The following is a 17678-nucleotide window of genomic DNA, read 5'->3' on the forward strand; positions in this document are numbered from 1 at the left end:
TCCGGTTGGAGGGAGGCGGTCAGCCGAGCAGGGCCAGGATGTCCAAGCGGTCGAACATCTGCGCGGCCGCCCGGGCGGAGGGCGTCCCGGCGTCGGGGTCGGCCCCGGCGGCGAGCAGCACCTGCGCAACATCCGTGTACCCCTTGAAGACCGCGCCGGCGAGCGGTGTCTGGCCGCGGTCATTGGCGGCGCCGGCATCTCCGCCGTGCTCAAGGATGAGCCGGACGGTCCCGGCGTGACCATGGTAGGCGGCGAGCATCAGCAGCGAATCCCCGGCGGCGTTCGTCAGCGTGGCCGGCACCCCGGCGGCCAGGTAGCTGCCAAGAACCGCGGTATCGCCCGCGCGGGCGGCGTCGAGGAGCTTGTGGGCGAGCGCCACGGTCTCCTCGTCAGGCGCCGGGGACTCCCCCGTCATCGGGTTCCCCGCAGGAAACCGGTTTGCCGTCCCACAACCTGGCCTGCATCCGGAGCCACAATAAGTTCCTGCGCCGCGGTGTAGGGCTCGTCGCCGTCAAGGACCGTCAGCACCTCCCCGGGGGCGACCGAGCGCTTGATCACGGCCAGCGCCACCGGACCCATTTCGTAGTGCTGCGCCACGGATGTCACGGTGCCCACCGAGCGGTCCCCGGAACGGACCTCGCTGCCGACCGCGGGCATGGTGTGCTGCGAGCCGTCGAGTTGCAGGAACACCAGCCGGCGCGGCGGGTGGCCCAGATTGTGGACCCGGGCCACGGTCTCCTGGCCTTTGTAGCAGCCTTTGTTCAGGTGCACGGCGGTGCGGAGCAGGTCCAGCTCGTGCGGGATGGTCCGATTGTCAGTTTCGGCACCCCAGCGCGGCCGCCAGGCTGCGATACGCAGGGCCTCGGCCGCCCAGACCCCGGCGAGCGGGCGTTCGCCGGCCGTGGCTTCCAACGCACCGGCCGGGACCAGGTATTCAAACCACGGCCGTTCAAGACCTGGATGGCCGGCCTCATCCACCACCGCGTAGGAGTAGCCGCCTGCGCCGACATGCGGCCACGGATCCTCCCAGACCAGCAGGCCGGAGAATTCAGGCACCCGGCGGGTGGAACCCAGTACGGCCCAGTCCGCCGAGACGTCGGCAATCTCGACCCGGAGCATGAATTTCATCTTGTTGAGCCATTCGGCGAGCGGTCCGGCCTCGGCCGCCTCGACGATCAGCCAGGTGGTGGCGCCGTCGTCCACCACCCGCGCGTCGAATTCGATCCGGCCCTGCACGCTCAGGAGCAGCAGTTCGGTGGACTGACCGGGCGGGAGGTTCGTGAGCTGCTGTGAGGACAGGGTATTGAGCCAGCTCAGCCGGTCCGGTCCGGTCACGGTGACCACACCGCGGTGGGACAGATCCACGACGGCGGCGCCGGCGGCCAGCGCCCGCTGTTCCCGGAGCGGTTCGCCGTAATGGGAGGCGACGCCGGCGTCCGCCCCGGCCGCTTCAACGGCGCCGGGGCGCGCCAACAGGGGGCTTTTGATAGTCATATGTAGTAGAAGTCCTCAGAGATCAGCGGTATTCCGGGTTTTCGAAATCGAACCGTGTTCCGGCCTTCCAGGCTTCGGGCAGGTTTCCGTAGGCGGGGATGCCGCCGGCGTCCTTGAGCATGCGGGCCATGTGCAGCAGGTTCCACGTCATGAAGGTGGCGTTGCGGTTGGTGAAGTCGCTCTCAGGCCCGCCGGAGCCCTCATCAAGGTAGCTCGGGCCGGGGCCGACGGCGCCGATCCAGCCGGCGTCGGCCTGCGGCGGAATGCTGAACCCGATGTGTTGCAGGCTGTAGAGGACGTTCATGGCGCAGTGCTTAATGCCGTCCTCGTTGCCGGTGATGAGGCAGCCGCCCACCTTGGGATAGAACGCCCACTGGCCCTTGTCGTTGAGCTCACCGGAGTGGGCGTAGAGGCGTTCGATCAGCTTCTTGGTCTGCGAGGAGTTGTCACCCAGCCAGATCGGCCCGGCCACAATGACGATGTCGGCTTCCCGGACGGCTGGATACAGTTCCGGCCATTCATCGGTCAGCCAGCCGTGCTCACGCATGTCGGGATAGACGCCGGCAGCGATGTCGTGGTCCACCGTCCGGATCACGCGCGTGGTGACGCCGTGTTTGTCCATGATCCGGCGGCTGACCTCGATCAGTCCCTGGGTGTTGGAGGTCTCGGGGGACTTCTTGAGGGTGCCGTTAAAGAAGACGGCTTTGAGGTCGCTGAAATCGGTGGGCGGTGCGGATGTCTCGTTCACTGTGGTGCTCCCTGCGGTCGCTGCGGACTACGGAAATTCAGTGCGGCCCCTCGGCCGGCCCGTTGGTTGGCACCCGGACCGGTGCGGTCAGCTGACTCTGGAGAGGATGGCGGACGCGTGGGCCTCCAGGCCGCTGCCCGCCGAGGGGCCGTTGCCCGCTGCGACGTCCCAGCGCCAGAGGAGGTTACCGTCCACCAGACCGAAGATCCTGGTGGCGGCCGTGTACTCCTTGGAGTGGCTGCCGCGCATCACCATGTCGGTGCTGAGCTGGATCTGGGGGCCCTTGATTTGGCCGTAGTACAACTCGGAGATACCGCCGGGGTGCGAGATGGACACGGAGATGTCAAAGCCGCCGTCCTCGTTGCGCAGCTCCTCGACTTCGTCGGCGCTCTTAAGCACCGGAACGATGTCGGCCGGGATCAGCCCGGGACCACCGTCCTCTTCGCGCTGTTTGCGCTCCAGCGCCCAGAAACCGGTTTCGACGGTCAGGGGCCGCAAGGTGGCGCCGGCGTCGTCGGTCAGCCAACTCTCGGCCCGGTACTGCAAGTACGGCAACCCGTTGTGCACGAAGGACACGTGTTGCCGGAAATGCTCGGAGTCCTCTTCCCCGGCTCCCAGCCGGCCCCGGCCCTCCCACTCACCAATGAGCCAGGACAGGGGAACGAGTTCGGGCGTCAGATCTGTGGGTATCTCAATCGGCACAGCAGCTACCTCTGGAAACGAAGACGGCTAGATATCTCTGGCGTTTACTTCTGGCCTTTGAAGAGGCGGTAAACAACGAAGCCGGCAAACCACGCCATGGCCAGGCTGGCAACGCCGAGCAGTACGAGGAAGAAGATTTCAAATGCAAGTACGGACATGATGCCATCCTAGCGCGTTAGTAGATGAGTAGTTTGTCAATGAAGTACGCCAGCGAACCGACGGCGGCGACCGGGCCCAAACCCATTCCGAGGGCTGCCGGAAAGTTTAGCGATTCGCCGCGGAGAATGACCAGCCGGCGAAAGCTCATCAACACCGCTCCTACCACCACCCCGACAACCGCGGCCGGCAGAACCGCGATGTCGGAGAAGACCAGGCCCGCCAGCGGCCCTGCCAGCCCGGCGCCGACGACGCCCAGTGGTGCCACCACCCGGTCCGGCCAGCGGATCAAACTGGCCAGGAGGGCAATCGCGGCGCTGATGGCGGCGACCAACACCATTTCACGGACACCGTTGAACCGGGCACAGGCAATCCAGCCGGCACCCAGGCAGGACAACAGCACGCCTGCACTCGAACCCAGTGTCGACTCCAGCCGTTGTGCTTGCCCGGTGCCGCGGATCAGCTGCATCACGAAGACCGCCATCACTCCGGCGGCCAGGAACGACGGCGTCCAGTCAAGGAAGCCCGGCCCGGGAAGGTACGTGGCGGCCACCATAGCCCCCGCGCCCGGCAGCCCGATCAGGACAGCCAGGGTTTTCTTGGCCGGGATACCCAGAAAATGCGGCCAGCCCACCCCGACGGCGACGGCAATGAGAACCCCTACCGCGAGGAGGGCTTCCGGGGAAATGTACGAAGCGCCGACGATGGCGGCGAGTCCGGCCAGCCCGATAACGCCGATGGTCCAAGACTTCACTGTTTAGCCGACATCGTCATATCCGTCATTCGTCTTCCGGTCTTCGTCGTACTTTCGCTCACTGCGGACCCCAATTCGACCTGGTCTTGCGTCAGGGGGCTGCGGGCCCCGACGGTCCAATCCTGCCCTATATGACCGTTTTGTGTCGCAAAGGGGCCGAATGCAGGTGACGGAAGAGTGTCCGGGAAGGGGCCTTTGGGTATACTCAAACCCAGCTAGAGACGCCCAATGATGCGCGGACACCCCTTGGAGGAAACATGTCGCACATCCTGCTACTGACGAACAGCACCGGCTCATCGGTGGACGTCCTGCCTGCTTTGGAACTCCTGAACCACCGGGTCCACATTCTCCCCGCCGAACCGACGGCGCTGCTGGAGACAGACCCGTGCGACATCGTCCTGCTGGACGCCCGCAAAGACCTCGTCGGAGCACGTTCCCTGACGCAGCTGCTCAAGGCTACCGGCCTGAGTGCCCCCTTCATGCTCATTCTGACCGAGGGCGGCATGGCCGCGGTGTCCTCGGCCTGGGCAGTTGATGACATCGTGCTGGAGTCCGCCGGGCCCGCCGAGGTTGAAGCCAGGATCCGGCTGGGTGTGGCCCGGGCCGTGCCGGACAGGGACGAGGCCCCGAGCGAGATCCGCGCGGCCGGTGTCGTCATCGATGAAGCCAGCTACACCGCCAGGGTCAACGGTGCACCGCTCAACCTGACATTCAAGGAATTCGAACTGCTCAAGTATCTGGCCCAGCATCCCGGCCGGGTTTTCACCCGTCAGCAGCTGTTGACGGAGGTGTGGGGCTATGACTACTACGGCGGGACACGCACGGTGGACGTCCACGTCCGGCGCCTGCGGGCGAAGCTCGGCGCCGACCACGAGAACCTCATCAGCACGGTCCGCAACGTCGGGTACCGCCTGACCCTGGTCCGGCAGCCGGAGGAAGAATTCACCGAGGCCTAGACCGGACCGAGGCGCCCGGCAACGCAGAAAGCCCCGGAGCAAGGTCCGGGGCTTTCTCGTTTCAGTGGAGGACATACGGGTCGAACGTATCGAGGCCACCCCAGTGGTGGATCCCCCTCGCACCAGTACTGGCTTTTCCAGAAGAAACGCTTCTGAACCGGTCAGCCGGATGAGATAGCGACTATACGCAACAGTTCCGGGAACCGCCAAATCGGGCCCGCGAGGGCGGCACCGTATAGCCTTGCAGCATGAGTCCTGCGCATCCTGAGAACTGGCCCGTGCTCTCCGCCGAAGGAACCGCGGATCCGCAGCTCCTTCGAGATGTTCGAGCCCTCGCGGCCGCCGCCGAGGAATCCGACGCAAATCCGCCGTTGTCGGAGCAGACGCTCGTGACCCTGCGAGCCGGCGACGGCGGGCACTCGGTGCTGACCCTCGCCCTGTACAGCCCCGACGAAGGGTCCGACCCGGCGACGGCCCAGGACCTGGCCGGGATCGCCGTCGTCATCGAGGAACCGGACGGTACCGGCGTGCTGGAGATTGCCGTCCACCCCAGCTACCGGAACCAGGGCGTCGCGGACCGGCTGGTCCGCGAACTTAAGAGCACCCGCGGCTTCCCGGGCCTTAAGGCCTGGTCCCACGGCAACCACGAAGCCGCGGCACACCTCGCCGCACGCTACGGCTACGGGGCCGTCCGGGAACTCTGGAAGATGCGGCTCACCACCGCCGCCGCTGACCTGCCCGACGTCCCGGTGCCGGCAGGGGTGATGCTGCGCCCCTTCGTCCCGGGCCGGGACGAGGACCCCTGGCTTGCCGCGAACCGCGCCGCCTTCGCGCACCATCCGGAGCAGGGGAATATGACCCGGGGCGACCTGGACGCCAGGATGGCCGAGCCGTGGTTCGACCCCGCGGGGTTCCTGCTGGCCGTCGACCCTGCGGACCGGATCCTTGGCTTCCACTGGACCAAGGTGCACCCCCGCCAGGGCGGTCATCCGGCGATCGGCGAGGTGTACGTGGTGGGTGTGACCCCCGATGCGCAGGGTACCGGGCTGGGAAAAGCCCTGACGGTGGCAGGCATCAGGCACCTGCAGCAGCAGGGTCTGCACGCCGTGATGCTGTATGTGGACGCGGACAACTTTCCGGCAGTTTCACTGTACCGGCGGCTGGGCTTCACCCGTTGGGACGTCGACGTCATGTATGCCCCGCTGGAGGAGTAAAAATCCATTCGGCGTACGACAGATGTCCGCCGGGGGAAATCTGGATCTCTGAAAGCTGACCGCAGCCTGAATGCTTGTAAGGTTGAAGCAAATCGCGCCAGCATTAGGAGAGACCATGCAAGGGGAATCTGCCCGGACCGCCACGTCTGAGGTCGCTACGTCGGACAAGAAAGTCCGGCCCGCGCGTGCCCGGTTTGGCTCTTCCGAAGTGCCCGCCTCGCGTGCCACCCAGGACCGGATCGACATTCCTGAGTTTGCGCCCAACCTGGAGCCGGAAGGTGATTTCAGCCCTGACCGCTTTTTGGACCGCGAACTAAGCTGGCTTTCGTTCAACGCCCGTGTCCTGGAACTCGCCGAGGATCCGAACCTGCACCTGCTGGAACGCGTCAGCTTCCTCTCCATCTTTGCGTCCAACCTGGATGAGTTCTTCATGGTCCGCGTTGCCGGGCTCAAGCGCCGGATCGCCACCGGTCTGGCTGTTCCCTCCCCCGCCGGGCTCAGCCCGATGCAGGTGCTGGAACAGATCGGCGATGAAGCCCATCGGCTGCAGCAGCGCCACGCCCGCGTCTACGCAGAGCAAATCCGACCGGCGCTTGCCTACGAGCACATCCATCTCATGCATTGGGACGAGCTCGATTCCCAGGCCAAGGACCAGCTCAGCGCCATGTTCGCGGAGAAGGTCTTCCCGATCCTGACCCCGCTGGCCGTGGACCCGGCCCACCCGTTCCCGTACATCTCGGGGCTGTCCCTGAACCTCGCCGTCGTGGTCCGCAACCCGGTCAGCGACAAAGAACTGTTCGCCCGCCTGAAAGTCCCGGACCAGCTCCCCCGGCTGATCTCCATTGACGGCCCCCGCGCCGGATCGGTGCCCGGGCGGGTGGCCCGCTTCATCGCCCTCGAGGAAGTCATCGCCGTCCACCTCGACCAGCTGTTTGCCGGGATGGAGGTGCTCGAGCACCACACGTTCCGCGTCACCCGCAACGAGGACGTCGAAGTCGAAGAGGACGACGCCGAGAACCTGCTGCAGGCTCTCGAGAAAGAACTGCTGCGCCGCCGCTTCGGCCCCCCGGTCCGGCTCGAAGTCACCACCGACATCAATCCGAACATCCGGGCGCTGCTGATCCGCGAACTCGGCGTCGAAGAGTCGGAGGTGTACTCGGTCCCCGCACCCCTGGATCTCCGCGGGCTCTCAGTCATCGCCGGAATCGACCGCGCCGACCTGCACTACCCCAAGCACGTCCCGCACACCTCCCGGCACCTGAACGAATCGGAAACGTCCAAGGCAGCGAACGTCTTCGCCGCCATGCGCCGGCGTGACATCCTGCTGCATCACCCGTATGACTCCTTCTCCACCTCGGTGCAGGCGTTCCTGGAGCAGGCGGCCTCGGACCCCAAGGTCCAGGCCATCAAACAGACGCTGTACCGGACCTCGGGCGATTCGCCGATCGTCGATGCCCTGATCGACGCCGCCGAGGCCGGCAAGCAGGTCCTGGCCCTGGTCGAGATCAAGGCCCGCTTCGACGAGCAGGCCAACATTTCGTGGGCCCGGAAACTGGAGCAGGCCGGCGTCCATGTGGTCTACGGCATCGTGGGCCTCAAAACCCACTGCAAGCTCTCCCTCGTGGTACGCCAGGAAGTGGACGGGCTCCGGCGCTACTGCCACATCGGCACCGGAAACTACCACCCGCGCACGGCCCGCTACTACGAGGACCTGGGTCTCCTGACGGCCAACGAACAGGTGGGCGAGGATCTGTCCAAGCTCTTCAACCAGCTCTCCGGCTACGCCCCGAAGTCCACGTTCAAGCGTCTCCTGGTGGCCCCGCGGTCGGTACGTTCCGGCCTGATCGACCGGATCGAAACCGAGATCCGCAACGCCAAGGCCGGCCTCACCGCCCGCGTGCAGATCAAGGTCAACTCCATGGTGGACGAAGCCATCATCGATTCCCTGTACCGGGCATCCCAGGCCGGCGTTCCGGTGGACATCATCGTCCGCGGGATCTGCTCGCTGCGCCCCGGGGTGCCCGGACTCAGCGACAACATCACCGTCCGGTCTGTGCTGGGCCGTTTCCTGGAGCACTCGCGCGTATTCGCCTTCGCCAACGGCGGGGACCCCGTGGTCTACATCGGTTCAGCCGACATGATGCACCGGAACCTTGACCGCCGGGTGGAGGCCCTGGTCCAGCTCACCAGCGGCGACGACACCACCTACGTCATGGATCTGCTGCGCCGCTACATGAATCCGGAAACCGCCAGCTGGCATCTGGACAATGCGGCGGTTTGGACCCGGCACCACCTCGCAGAAGACGGGTCCGATCTCGAGGACATCCAGTCCTGGCTGCTCAACTCGCGCTCGCGGCAGCGGTCGTCTGGTCTGCGGTAGGGGCTCTGGCTTGAGTAGCGATTCACTGGTTGCCGACCAAACAGACCACTCCGGCGATGCAATTGCGGTGGTCGCTGCGGGAGCCCTTCCCTGGCGGGTGGGCCCGGGCGACCAAGGCCAACTCGAGGTCCTGCTGATCCACCGTCCGCGCTATGACGACTGGTCCTGGCCCAAAGGCAAAATCGACCCCGGCGAGACCGTGCCCGAATGTGCCGCGCGGGAGGTCGATGAGGAAATCGGGCTGAAAGCCCCGCTGGGCATCCCCCTGCCCGCCATCCACTACCAGGTTCCCGCCGGCCGGAAGGTGGTCCACTACTGGGCTGTTGACGTCAACGGCGCCGCGCTCCTGCCCGATGGCAAAGAGGTGGACAGCCTCATGTGGTGCTCGCCGGAGAAGGCTGCCCGGTTGCTCAGCAACCCGGGCGACGTTGCCCCGCTGGAGTTTCTGGTGGCCGCCCACGCCCGCGGCGAGCTGAAGACCTGGCCGCTCGTGATTGTGCGCCACGCCAAAGCCAAGCCGCGCTCCTCTTGGTCCAAAGCCGAAGGGGACAGGCCGCTCGCCGCCACCGGCATGCGGCAGGCCCAGGCAGTAGGACGCCTCCTGCAGGCTTGGAAACCCATGCGCGTTGTCTCCAGCCCCTGGCTTCGATGCGTCGCCACCATCGCCCCCTATGCCAAAGCATCGGAGGCGAAGGTGAAGCTTAACGAGGCCCTCACGGAGCACCGGCACAACCGCCACCCGCACAGGACCGCCGCCGCCGTCGAAAACCTTTTCGATAAGCAGCGGGCTGTGGCGGTGTGCACCCACCGTCCGGCCCTGCCCACGGTATTTGCCCAGCTCGGCAAGCATATGGGATCCCGGCTCCGCGCCGAACTGCCGGACTCCGACCCGTTCCTGGCCCCCGGCGAGATCGTGGTGTGCCACGTTGCCCACCACAGCAAGAACAAGGTCGTCGCGGTCGAACGGTTCAGGCCCTTCGACGACTGAGGTCCTTGAGCCCGTCCCTCAACCGCCGGCAATGCATCACGTACCTGATACATTGCCGGCGAATCTTGGGGCATTCCATGCCGGTGCATAGACTGGGTCGGTGAGCATCCCAACGCCCTATGAAGACCTCCTGCGCGATGTCCTGGACCACGGCACGCACAAATCGGACCGGACCGGCACCGGTACCCTGAGCGTGTTCGGCCGGCAGATGCGCTTCGACCTGAGCAAGAGTTTCCCGCTGATCACCACCAAACGCGTGCACTTCAAGTCAGTCGCCGTGGAACTGCTGTGGTTTCTCCGCGGGGACACCAATGTGAAATGGATGCAGGACCAAGGCGTCACCATCTGGAACGAATGGGCAGATGCCGACGGCGAGCTTGGCCCGGTCTACGGCGTCCAGTGGCGTTCCTGGCCGACCCCGGACGGTGACCACATCGACCAAATCGCCGAACTGATGGAAAACCTCAAAACCAACCCGGATTCCCGGCGGCACATCGTCTCGGCCTGGAACGTCGCCGAACTCAAGGACATGGCCCTCCCGCCATGCCACGCGTTCTTCCAGTTCTACGTGGCCGACGGCAAGCTCTCCTGCCAGCTGTACCAGCGCTCCGCGGACACCTTCCTGGGCGTGCCGTTCAACATCGCCTCCTACGCCCTGCTGACCCGCATGATCGCGCAGCAAACCGGGCTGGAACCGGGCGAGTTTGTCTGGACCGGCGGCGACGTTCACATTTACGACAACCATATGGACCAGGTCCTCAAACAGCTTGCGCGCGAGCCCTACGAGTACCCGCAGCTGAACATTATCCGGAAGCCCGATTCCATCTTCGATTACACCCTCGATGACTTCGAAGTGACCGGATACCAGCACCACCCGACGATTAAGGCCCCGATAGCCGTATGAGCGATGACACCATGCCGGGCGAGCAGCCCGCAGACTTTCCCGACAAGCTGGCCGCCCTCGCAGGACTTGGCATGGTCTGGGCCCAAACCAGTACCGGAGTCATCGGCAGGGACGGTGGCATGCCGTGGCACCTCCCCGAAGACATGGCGCACTTCACCCGGCTTACCACCGGCCACCCCGTGATCATGGGCCGCAGGACGTGGGAGTCCTTTCCGGACAAATACCGCCCCCTGCCCGGGCGGACCAACATCGTCATCACCGGCCAGGAAGGCTGGGGGGCAACTCCGGCGGCCGCGGGTGCCACTGCAGTCAGGTCCCTGGATGACGCGCTGCTGGAGTCCCAGTTTGCGCCGGGCAATGAGATGGTGTGGATCATCGGCGGCGGCAAAATCTTTGCGCAGTCCATGGACCTCGCCGATGTCGCCGTGATCACCACCATTGACACCGCCACGGAAGGCGACACGTTCGCGCCGGACCTCGACTACGACTGGACCCTGGAGGGCAGCCTGCCGGTGGACGGCTGGGAGACCGCCGGCAACGGCACGCGTTACCGCATCAGCGTCTGGCGCCGGAGGGAGCACTAAAGCAATGCTGAAGAAACCCGAAACCCTCTTTGTCCTGGGCTACATGCTGCTGCCGCTGCTGGCGCTGCTCTCCGCGATTGTAGGACTGACCATGATCCTGGGCGGCAACAAGATCATCGGCGCGATCGTGTTGGTGGTGATCACCCAGGCCTTCGCCTTCGGCGCGGTGTGGGCGTTGCGCCGGCGCAAGCACGCCCTCCTCACGGAGCGCACGGGCGAATAGAGGCGCCGCTCCAAGAGTTCACTGCCAGCAGACTTCGGCGGCTGAAGGGCCTGCCCAAACCGCGCTTCGCTGCCACCGACGACCAGGCCCGCCGGTGGTTCGAAGAAAACCCCGCCTGGACCAGGTCACCCACGAGAACTTCCCCGACAGCACCTACCCTTTCCCGGCTGTCGGCGAAGCGGCAGTCCCGAGCCCGGCCCGGCAGATTAATTGAGCGGTGACGTAACCGGCTGCGCCGCGAAGCCAGGAAAGTCTAAACTGGGCGAATGACTACAGCAGCTACCCCGTCCGTTGGACTGGTCGGTTGGCGTGGCATGGTCGGTTCCGTCCTGATGCAGCGCATGCAGGATGAGGGCGACTTCGCCACCATCAACCCGGTTTTCTTCTCCACTTCCAACGCCGGAGGCCCCGCCCCTTCGTTGGCTGGTCCCGCCGGGGGTGACACCGGCAGGCTGGAGGACGCGTTCGACGTCGAGACCCTCGCCAAGCTGCCGATGATCGTCACCGCCCAGGGCGGTGAGTACACCAAGCAGATTCACAGCGCGCTGCGCAGCCGCGGCTGGGACGGTCTCTGGATAGATGCTGCGTCCACCCTCCGGATGAACGACGATTCGATCATCGTGCTGGACCCGATTAACCGCGACGTCATCGACAAAGGCCTCGCGAACGGCACCAAGGATTTCATCGGCGGCAACTGCACGGTCTCGTGCATGCTCATGGGCCTCGGCGGACTCTTCAAGAACGGGCTCGTCGAGTGGGGCACCTCCATGACCTACCAGGCTGCCTCCGGCGGCGGTGCCCGGCACATGCGGGAGCTGCTGAGCCAGTTCGGCACGCTCAACGCCCAGGTCAGCTCCGAACTGAGCGATCCGGCGTCGGCCATCCTGGAGATCGACCGCAAGGTCCTGGCGCACCAGCGCAGCGGCATCGACGCCACCCAGTTCGGCGTGCCGCTGGCCGGGTCGCTGATCCCGTGGATCGACGCGGACCTCGGCAACGGCCAGTCCAAGGAAGAGTGGAAAGCCGGGAAGGAAACCAACAAGATCCTTGGCACCTCCGGCGACGAGCACATCATCATGGACGGCCTGTGCATCCGCATCGGTGCCATGCGCTCGCACTCGCAGGCGCTCACGCTGAAGCTGCGCGAGGACCTTTCCGTCCCTGAGATCGAGAAGCTCCTGGACGCGGACAACGAGTGGGCCACCGTGGTGCCCAACACGAAGGAAGCCTCCATGGAGGAGCTCACGCCCGTGGCAGCCTCCGGGACCCTGAAGATCCCGGTGGGCCGCCTCCGGAAACTGGAGATGGGGCCGCAGTACATCAGCGCCTTCACCGTCGGCGACCAGCTGCTCTGGGGTGCGGCGGAACCGTTGCGCCGCATGCTCAAGATCGCCACCGGCAACCTCTAGGACCCTGCCCCGTTCAGGTGCCGAGGAATCTGCGGTACTTCGCGGCCTGCAGCTCAAAGGATCTTTGGGCTGCGGGCCGCAGCCCGTGAACGTCGTCGAACGGTTCGGGCACCCCCATGGCGGTCCGGCCGGTGCGGGAGACAGCCCAGGTGCCAACCACCCGGCCGCCTGCAATCATCGTCCGCCGGAAGATCCCGTTGCCGCCGGGGACGACCCTGTTGGCATGTTCGGGCGCAAGCACCAGCGACCGGTCGGCGTAGCCCAGCAGGAACTCATCAAATCCCGGCAGTGCCAGCACTCCCCGCCCGGCCGGAACGCCCCCGTCCAACAATGCTGCTGTCTCCGGGGATAGCCAGTAGCGGATGCCCTCGAACTCCAACTCCTCCAGCTGGCCACGCACCAGAGCCAGGGCAGCGCGGACTTCCATCAAGGCAATTCCGGACCACCAGGAGAAATCCCGCACGGTGGCGGGGCCGTGGCTGCGCAGGTAGCGCAGCAACCACTCGGCGGTCCCTTCCTCGCGGTCCAGAATCCGCGACTCCGGAATCCAGTCATCGAAAGCCACCACCAGTTGCTGGTTTCCCGCCAGCGGGCCCTGCACCAGCAAGCCCCGCTGGCACAGCATTCCCAGCAGATGAATGCCACGCTGGCCGCCCGCCGGCTGGCCTGCGCGTTCGAATGCCTGGAACACTTCCGCCCTGCTGGCGGCGGCGCCTCCCGCGACCAGCTCCAGTGCGGCTTCCGCCGCAGCGTCAACGTCAGGGGCCGACATGCCCAGCTCACGGTGGCGCCCGGCCATGCCCCGGATATGCCGCTCTGAGGTGATGGCCAACACCCACTTCAGGTCTTCGGGAGCCAGGAGGTGCAGGGTGCCGCGCATTGGCCAGGAACGGACTACTTCCCCGCGGTCAAGGGCGCTGCGGACCTCGGCGATGCGGGAACCCGGCACACGCTGGCCGACTGCCCAGAGTGCGGACTGCAGATCCTGCGCCTGCATCGCGGCCATCCAGCGCACGGCGGCCGGGGCGCTGCCGAGTCCGGGCCCGGCCAGGCCCTGCGAGGCCAGCCGCAGCCGGCCAAGGATCCCCTTGCTTAATCTGGTGCGCGCCGCTGCCATCATGCACACCATGCTAGGACGACGGACGGGCCGTTCACAGCCGCCGTCCAGCCGGACTGCCTACCCTTGAGGGATGACCTTGAGTGAGATGTGGCCCTTGCTGCGGCCCCTGAGCAGGAGGCTGGCCCTGCTTGGCTGGGTTTCCAGCGCCGCCGGCATGACCGCCGGACTCACCGTCGCCATCGCCAGCGGCACCCGGCTCTCGCCCCTGATGAGCACCATGCAGCTCGTATCCGTCGTGTCCATGGCGGTAGCGGTGGCCAGCTTTGTCACGGCCGCCTCCGTCCAACCCAGGTCTCTGCAACAGGATTCCCTTGACGCGCCGGCCGGCCACCACCCGGGCGAGTTGCCCGATACCGTGAAGAGTTTCCTGCTCGGCTCATTGGCGCTGCTGGCCGGGGCCGTCGTCTTCGCACTCGCCGGTTTACTGCTGCGCAGCGGACCCAGTGACCAGTCCGTGGCGTTCTGCCAGGTTTTCTTCCTGGGTGCCGCCGCTTCCGGCTTCACCTTCATGCTGTTCAGCCGGGTCGTAGGGGGCCGCAGCGGGAACTGAGCGGCAACAGCGTGCACGGCGCCGTCCACCGGTTCCCGGCGGTCGAACGACGCCAGGGGTCACCTGCGGAGCAGGCGGGTTCCGCTCCCTAGAGCTCCACACCGATCAGCAGCGGTTCCGGGTGCAGTTCAATGCCGAAACGTTCGACGACGCCGCGGCGCACCTCACGGGCGACGGCCAGCATGTCCGCGGTGCTCGCCGTTCCCCTGTTGGTGATCGCCAGGGTGTGCTTGGTGGACAGCGATGCCCGGCCGCCGGCGACGCTGCCGGGCTCGAGCCCGAACCCCTTGCCGTAGCCGGCCTGGTCGATCAGCCAGGCCGCCGACAGCTTGGTCAGCCCGTCGGTACCGCCCGGGTAGCGGGGTGCACCGTCCGGAAGCCCGGCTGCCACGTCCGCCGGCACGATCGGGTTCGTGAAGAACGAGCCGGTGGAGTACGTGTCCCGGTCCGCGGCGTCCCAAACCATCCCTTTGCTGGCCCGGAGCCGGAGGACCTCGCGCCGAACGTCGTTGGCGTAGGCCCGCTGGCCTACTTCCACGCCCAGCGCGCGGGCCAACTCGGCGTAGCGGATGGGGGCGCTCATCCGGCCCAGGGGCAGCTGGAACTCCACGGTGAGCACCACGTAGCGCGGGGAGCCGTTGACGGTGGTCTGCTTGAGGATGGAATCGCGGTAGCCGAACTTAAGCTCTGAGCTGGTGAAGGTCTGCACGGCGTTGCGTTGCCGGTCCCAGGTACGTACGGCCGCGATGGTCTGGGAAACGTCCGAGCCGTAGGCCCCGACGTTTTGAACCGGGGTGGCGCCCGTGGCGCCGGGGATGCCGGCCAGCGCCTCGATTCCGGACCAGGCGTGCAGCACGGCGTGTTCAACCAGGGCGTCCCAGTTGTGGCCGGCCTGAACCACCACGGCGACACCTCCGCAGGAGTCCTCCGCGTTGACCGTGAACCCTTCCGAGGCGATCTTCAGGACGGTGCCGGGGAACCCGGCGTCGGATACCAGCAGGTTGGAGCCGCCGCCGATGATCAGCAGGGGCCCACCGGCAGCGTCCGCCGAGCGGACAGCGTCGATGATCGCAGCCTCGGTCCGGGCCTCGATGAAGCAACCGGCGGGGCCTCCGACGGCGGCGGTGGTCAGGGCGGAGAGCAGTGTCTGGGTCACCTGACCAGCCTAGCCGCCCTGACCGGACTGCCCTAGGCAGCCCCGGTTCCTAGGGCAGTTTCCGGGCGACCGGCGAGAGCAGGAAACTGACCACGAGCATTACCATCACGGCCAGGAGGGAATGCAGGATTCCGATGTGCTCTGCCAGCAAGCCCAGCAGCGGCGGGCCACAAAGGAATGCTCCGTAACCGATCGTGGACACCACGGACACCCGGGCGGCGGCCTTGACGGGATCATCGGCGGCAGCAGACATGCCCACCGGGAAACCGAGCGAGGCGCCGAGCCCCCAGATTGCCAGGGCCACATAGGCCACCCACGGCACAGGTGCAAAGACGAACAAACCCAGGCCCAGCACGGCCAGGGCCGCACACCACCGCATCACCGGGACACGGCCAAAACGGTCCAGAACCACGGTGCCGGCGAAGCGTCCTACGGTCATGAACGTGACAAAAAGTCCGTAGCCCGCGGCGCCCGCGGCGTCGGACTGGCCGTGGCCGTCAGCGAGCGCGAGGGCCACCCAGTCCCCCGCAGCCCCCTCGGCCAGGGCCAGCCCCAGCACCAGCACCCCGAGCAGCAGGGTCCGGCGGTCCCGCCAGGCCTGGGCTATCTGGCGCTTGCTGTCCAGCGGTGCCTCGGGGCGGTCCGGCCTGACCAAGGGGATGGGTCCGGTGGAGGGGTCCTCGAACGTATCCGGCCCGGCTGCCTGGAACGTCCGCCGCACGTCGACCGGTGTGATGTCCGCGCGGAACCACGCGGCGGCTGCGGCCACGGAACCCGCGACCAGCAGCCCCACTGCGGCGAAGTGCCAGAAGACGGGCACGGCGGCCCCCGCGGCCCACGCACCCGTCGCGGCGCCGGCGACAGTGCCGAGGCTGAACGCGCCGTGCAGCCGCGGCATGATGTGCCGGCGCACCGCCCGTTCCACCGCGGCTCCCTCGACGTTGGATGCGGTATTCCAACTCGCGGTGCCGAGCCCAATGACGGCCAAACCTGCGGCAACGGCCAGCGGGTTGACCAGGACGGAAGTTCCCAGGCCCGCGAGCACCAGACCGGCGCCCACCATGATGCTGCCGATCCGGATGGTCTGCTTGGACCCGAACCGCAGCACGATCAGCCCGGACGCGGAAACAGAAAGAAACGAACCCAGGGTCATGCAGAGCAGCAGCAGCCCCACACTGCCAGGCGTGAGGTCCAGGCCGTCGCGGATGGCGGGCAGCCGGGACACCCAGGTGGCGAACGCGATGCCGCTGACCGCGTACGCAACCACGACCGCGTTGCGCCAGTGCGTAATCTCAGCAGCCTGGCCCGTGCCGACCTCGACGGCATCGGCCATGCGGCTAGGCCAGCCTGACGACGGCCTGGGCCTTCATCAGCACCTTCTGGCCACCCGAGGTGACGGTGAGGTCCACGCGGGCGGTGCCTGCCCCGGCGTCGAGCGCCCCAAGGGCGCCACTGACCTCAATCACGGCGCCGGCCTCGGCCGTTCCTGTGGTATCGGACACCGGAACCGGTTTGGTGAAGCGGGTTTGGAAATCGACGACGGCGGCGGGGTCGCCGGCCCAGTCGGTTACCAACTGGACGACGGAGCCCATGGTGAACATGCCGTGGGCGATCACACCGGGCAGTCCCACCCCGGTGGCGAAGGCCTCGTTCCAGTGGATGGGGTTGAAGTCGCCGGACGCGCCGGCGTACTTGACGAGGTCCGCGCGGGTGACGTCGATGCTGCGGCTGCCGATGGTTTGTCCGACGGCGAGATCTGAAAGTACGGGTGTCATGGCTACTGTCCTTCTCCGCGGACCAGGATGGATGAGGTGGCGGTGGCGACGGGCTCGCGCGCTGCGTCGCCGGCCGTGCCGGCGGAAGCACCGCCGGCGAGGGCGAAAATTTCCGAGCGGGTGGTGATCATGGCTCCCCCGCCCATGGCGCGGACTCCGTCGACGTGCAACTCGGCCACCAGGCGGTCCCCGGCCAGGATGGGCCGGTGATGAACGAACCGCTGGTCCGCGTGCACCACGCGGGAGAAATCGATGCCGGACTCAGGGTCCTCGATCAGCTGGGCGTCGGCCCTTTGCGCGACGATGATAGCGAAGGTGGGCGGGGCCACCACGTCACTGTGTCCCAGGGCTTTGGCCGCGTCGACGTCGAAATGGGCGGGGTGGGTGGCTTTGACCGCGCGGGCGAACTCGCGGATTTTCTCGCGGCCCACGTCGTACACCTCTTTGGCAGGGTAGCTGCGCCCCTGCAGATCCGGATTGATAGTCATGGGTTCCAGCCTAGCGTCAGGGCGCCGGCAGCCGGGAGCATCCGCCTGCGGGCGGAAAGCTGGCGGCCAGGTCCGTA

19 protein-coding genes are annotated in these 17678 nt (G+C 66.7%); 9 read left to right on the forward strand and 10 right to left on the reverse strand.

The features are described 5' to 3' along the window. Positions 1-19: 19 nt before the first annotated feature. From VUN84_14085 to VUN84_14105, 5 genes are all read right to left on the reverse strand, one after another. The gene (locus VUN84_14085; protein XAS63416.1) at positions 20-415 is read right to left on the reverse strand and encodes an ankyrin repeat domain-containing protein; all 396 of its coding nucleotides are present in this window, start codon (positions 413-415) and stop codon (positions 20-22) included. Then, positions 412-1494, reverse strand: coding sequence for a folate-binding protein (locus tag VUN84_14090; GenBank protein XAS63417.1), 1083 nt, complete (start codon positions 1492-1494; stop codon positions 412-414). Before VUN84_14090 ends, VUN84_14085 begins: the two co-directional genes overlap by 4 nt. 22 nt (positions 1495-1516) lie before the next feature. Continuing rightward, entirely contained in the window at positions 1517-2242 is a 726-nt protein-coding gene (locus VUN84_14095; GenBank protein XAS63418.1) for a flavodoxin family protein, read from the reverse strand. 87 nt (positions 2243-2329) lie between these two features. Continuing rightward, complete coding sequence (locus tag VUN84_14100; GenBank protein XAS63419.1) at positions 2330-2944, reverse strand: FABP family protein; 615 nt, start codon at positions 2942-2944, stop codon at positions 2330-2332. Positions 2945-3119: 175 nt separating this feature from the next. After that, positions 3120-3854, reverse strand: coding sequence for a permease (locus VUN84_14105; protein ID XAS63420.1), 735 nt, complete (start codon positions 3852-3854; stop codon positions 3120-3122). A 257-nt stretch (positions 3855-4111) separates the two neighbouring features. Here VUN84_14105 and VUN84_14110 point away from each other — a divergent pair, with 257 nt between their 5' ends. The 8 genes from VUN84_14110 (at position 4112) to asd (ending at position 12512) form a co-directional block, all read left to right on the forward strand. Then, the gene (locus VUN84_14110) at positions 4112-4810 is read left to right on the forward strand and encodes a response regulator transcription factor (GenBank protein ID XAS63421.1); all 699 of its coding nucleotides are present in this window, start codon (positions 4112-4114) and stop codon (positions 4808-4810) included. A gap of 248 nt (positions 4811-5058) precedes the next feature. Beyond that, positions 5059-6024 carry a mycothiol synthase gene (gene mshD / locus VUN84_14115; GenBank protein XAS63422.1) on the forward strand — a complete coding sequence of 322 codons (966 nt, stop codon included), beginning with the start codon at positions 5059-5061 and terminating at the stop codon, positions 6022-6024. A gap of 115 nt (positions 6025-6139) precedes the next feature. Next, a complete protein-coding gene (locus VUN84_14120; GenBank protein XAS63423.1) occupies positions 6140-8404 on the forward strand; it encodes an RNA degradosome polyphosphate kinase in 2265 nt (754 codons plus the stop codon). A 10-nt stretch (positions 8405-8414) separates the two neighbouring features. After that, the gene (locus VUN84_14125; protein XAS63424.1) at positions 8415-9392 is read left to right on the forward strand and encodes an NUDIX hydrolase; all 978 of its coding nucleotides are present in this window, start codon (positions 8415-8417) and stop codon (positions 9390-9392) included. 100 nt (positions 9393-9492) lie between these two features. Next, entirely contained in the window at positions 9493-10296 is an 804-nt protein-coding gene (locus VUN84_14130) for a thymidylate synthase (GenBank protein ID XAS63425.1), read from the forward strand. Further along, positions 10293-10880 (forward strand): dihydrofolate reductase, encoded by a 588-nt coding sequence (locus VUN84_14135; GenBank protein XAS63426.1) that lies wholly within the window; start codon positions 10293-10295, stop codon positions 10878-10880. Before VUN84_14130 ends, VUN84_14135 begins: the two co-directional genes overlap by 4 nt. Before the next feature lie 4 nt (positions 10881-10884). Then, positions 10885-11103 carry an NF038396 family protein gene (locus VUN84_14140; GenBank protein ID XAS63427.1) on the forward strand — a complete coding sequence of 73 codons (219 nt, stop codon included), beginning with the start codon at positions 10885-10887 and terminating at the stop codon, positions 11101-11103. 266 nt (positions 11104-11369) lie between these two features. Continuing rightward, positions 11370-12512 carry an aspartate-semialdehyde dehydrogenase gene (gene asd, locus VUN84_14145; protein XAS63428.1) on the forward strand — a complete coding sequence of 381 codons (1143 nt, stop codon included), beginning with the start codon at positions 11370-11372 and terminating at the stop codon, positions 12510-12512. A 13-nt stretch (positions 12513-12525) separates the two neighbouring features. Here the strand turns inward: asd and VUN84_14150 are convergent, their stop codons facing one another. Continuing rightward, positions 12526-13629 carry a winged helix DNA-binding domain-containing protein gene (locus VUN84_14150; protein XAS65868.1) on the reverse strand — a complete coding sequence of 368 codons (1104 nt, stop codon included), beginning with the start codon at positions 13627-13629 and terminating at the stop codon, positions 12526-12528. 73 nt (positions 13630-13702) lie between these two features. Between VUN84_14150 and VUN84_14155 the strand changes: the two genes are divergently transcribed. After that, entirely contained in the window at positions 13703-14182 is a 480-nt protein-coding gene (locus tag VUN84_14155; protein XAS63429.1) for a hypothetical protein, read from the forward strand. An 88-nt stretch (positions 14183-14270) separates the two neighbouring features. Here VUN84_14155 and VUN84_14160 read toward each other — a convergent pair whose 3' ends face one another. Genes VUN84_14160 through VUN84_14175 form a run of 4 tightly spaced genes read right to left on the reverse strand, consistent with a single transcriptional unit; the run spans position 14271 to position 17601 of the window. Then, the gene (locus VUN84_14160) at positions 14271-15338 is read right to left on the reverse strand and encodes a UDP-N-acetylmuramate dehydrogenase (protein ID XAS63430.1); all 1068 of its coding nucleotides are present in this window, start codon (positions 15336-15338) and stop codon (positions 14271-14273) included. 49 nt (positions 15339-15387) lie between these two features. Continuing rightward, on the reverse strand, positions 15388-16671 hold the full coding sequence (locus VUN84_14165; GenBank protein XAS63431.1) for an MFS transporter: 1284 nt from the start codon (positions 16669-16671) through the stop codon (positions 15388-15390). 4 nt (positions 16672-16675) lie between these two features. Beyond that, positions 16676-17113 carry a MaoC family dehydratase gene (locus VUN84_14170; protein XAS63432.1) on the reverse strand — a complete coding sequence of 146 codons (438 nt, stop codon included), beginning with the start codon at positions 17111-17113 and terminating at the stop codon, positions 16676-16678. Positions 17114-17115: 2 nt separating this feature from the next. Next, entirely contained in the window at positions 17116-17601 is a 486-nt protein-coding gene (locus tag VUN84_14175; protein ID XAS63433.1) for a MaoC family dehydratase N-terminal domain-containing protein, read from the reverse strand. Between the last annotated feature and the right edge of the window lie 77 nt (positions 17602-17678).

The sequence above is a fragment of the Micrococcaceae bacterium Sec5.8 genome (assembly GCA_039636775.1).
In the GTDB taxonomy this organism is placed as follows: domain Bacteria; phylum Actinomycetota; class Actinomycetes; order Actinomycetales; family Micrococcaceae; genus Arthrobacter.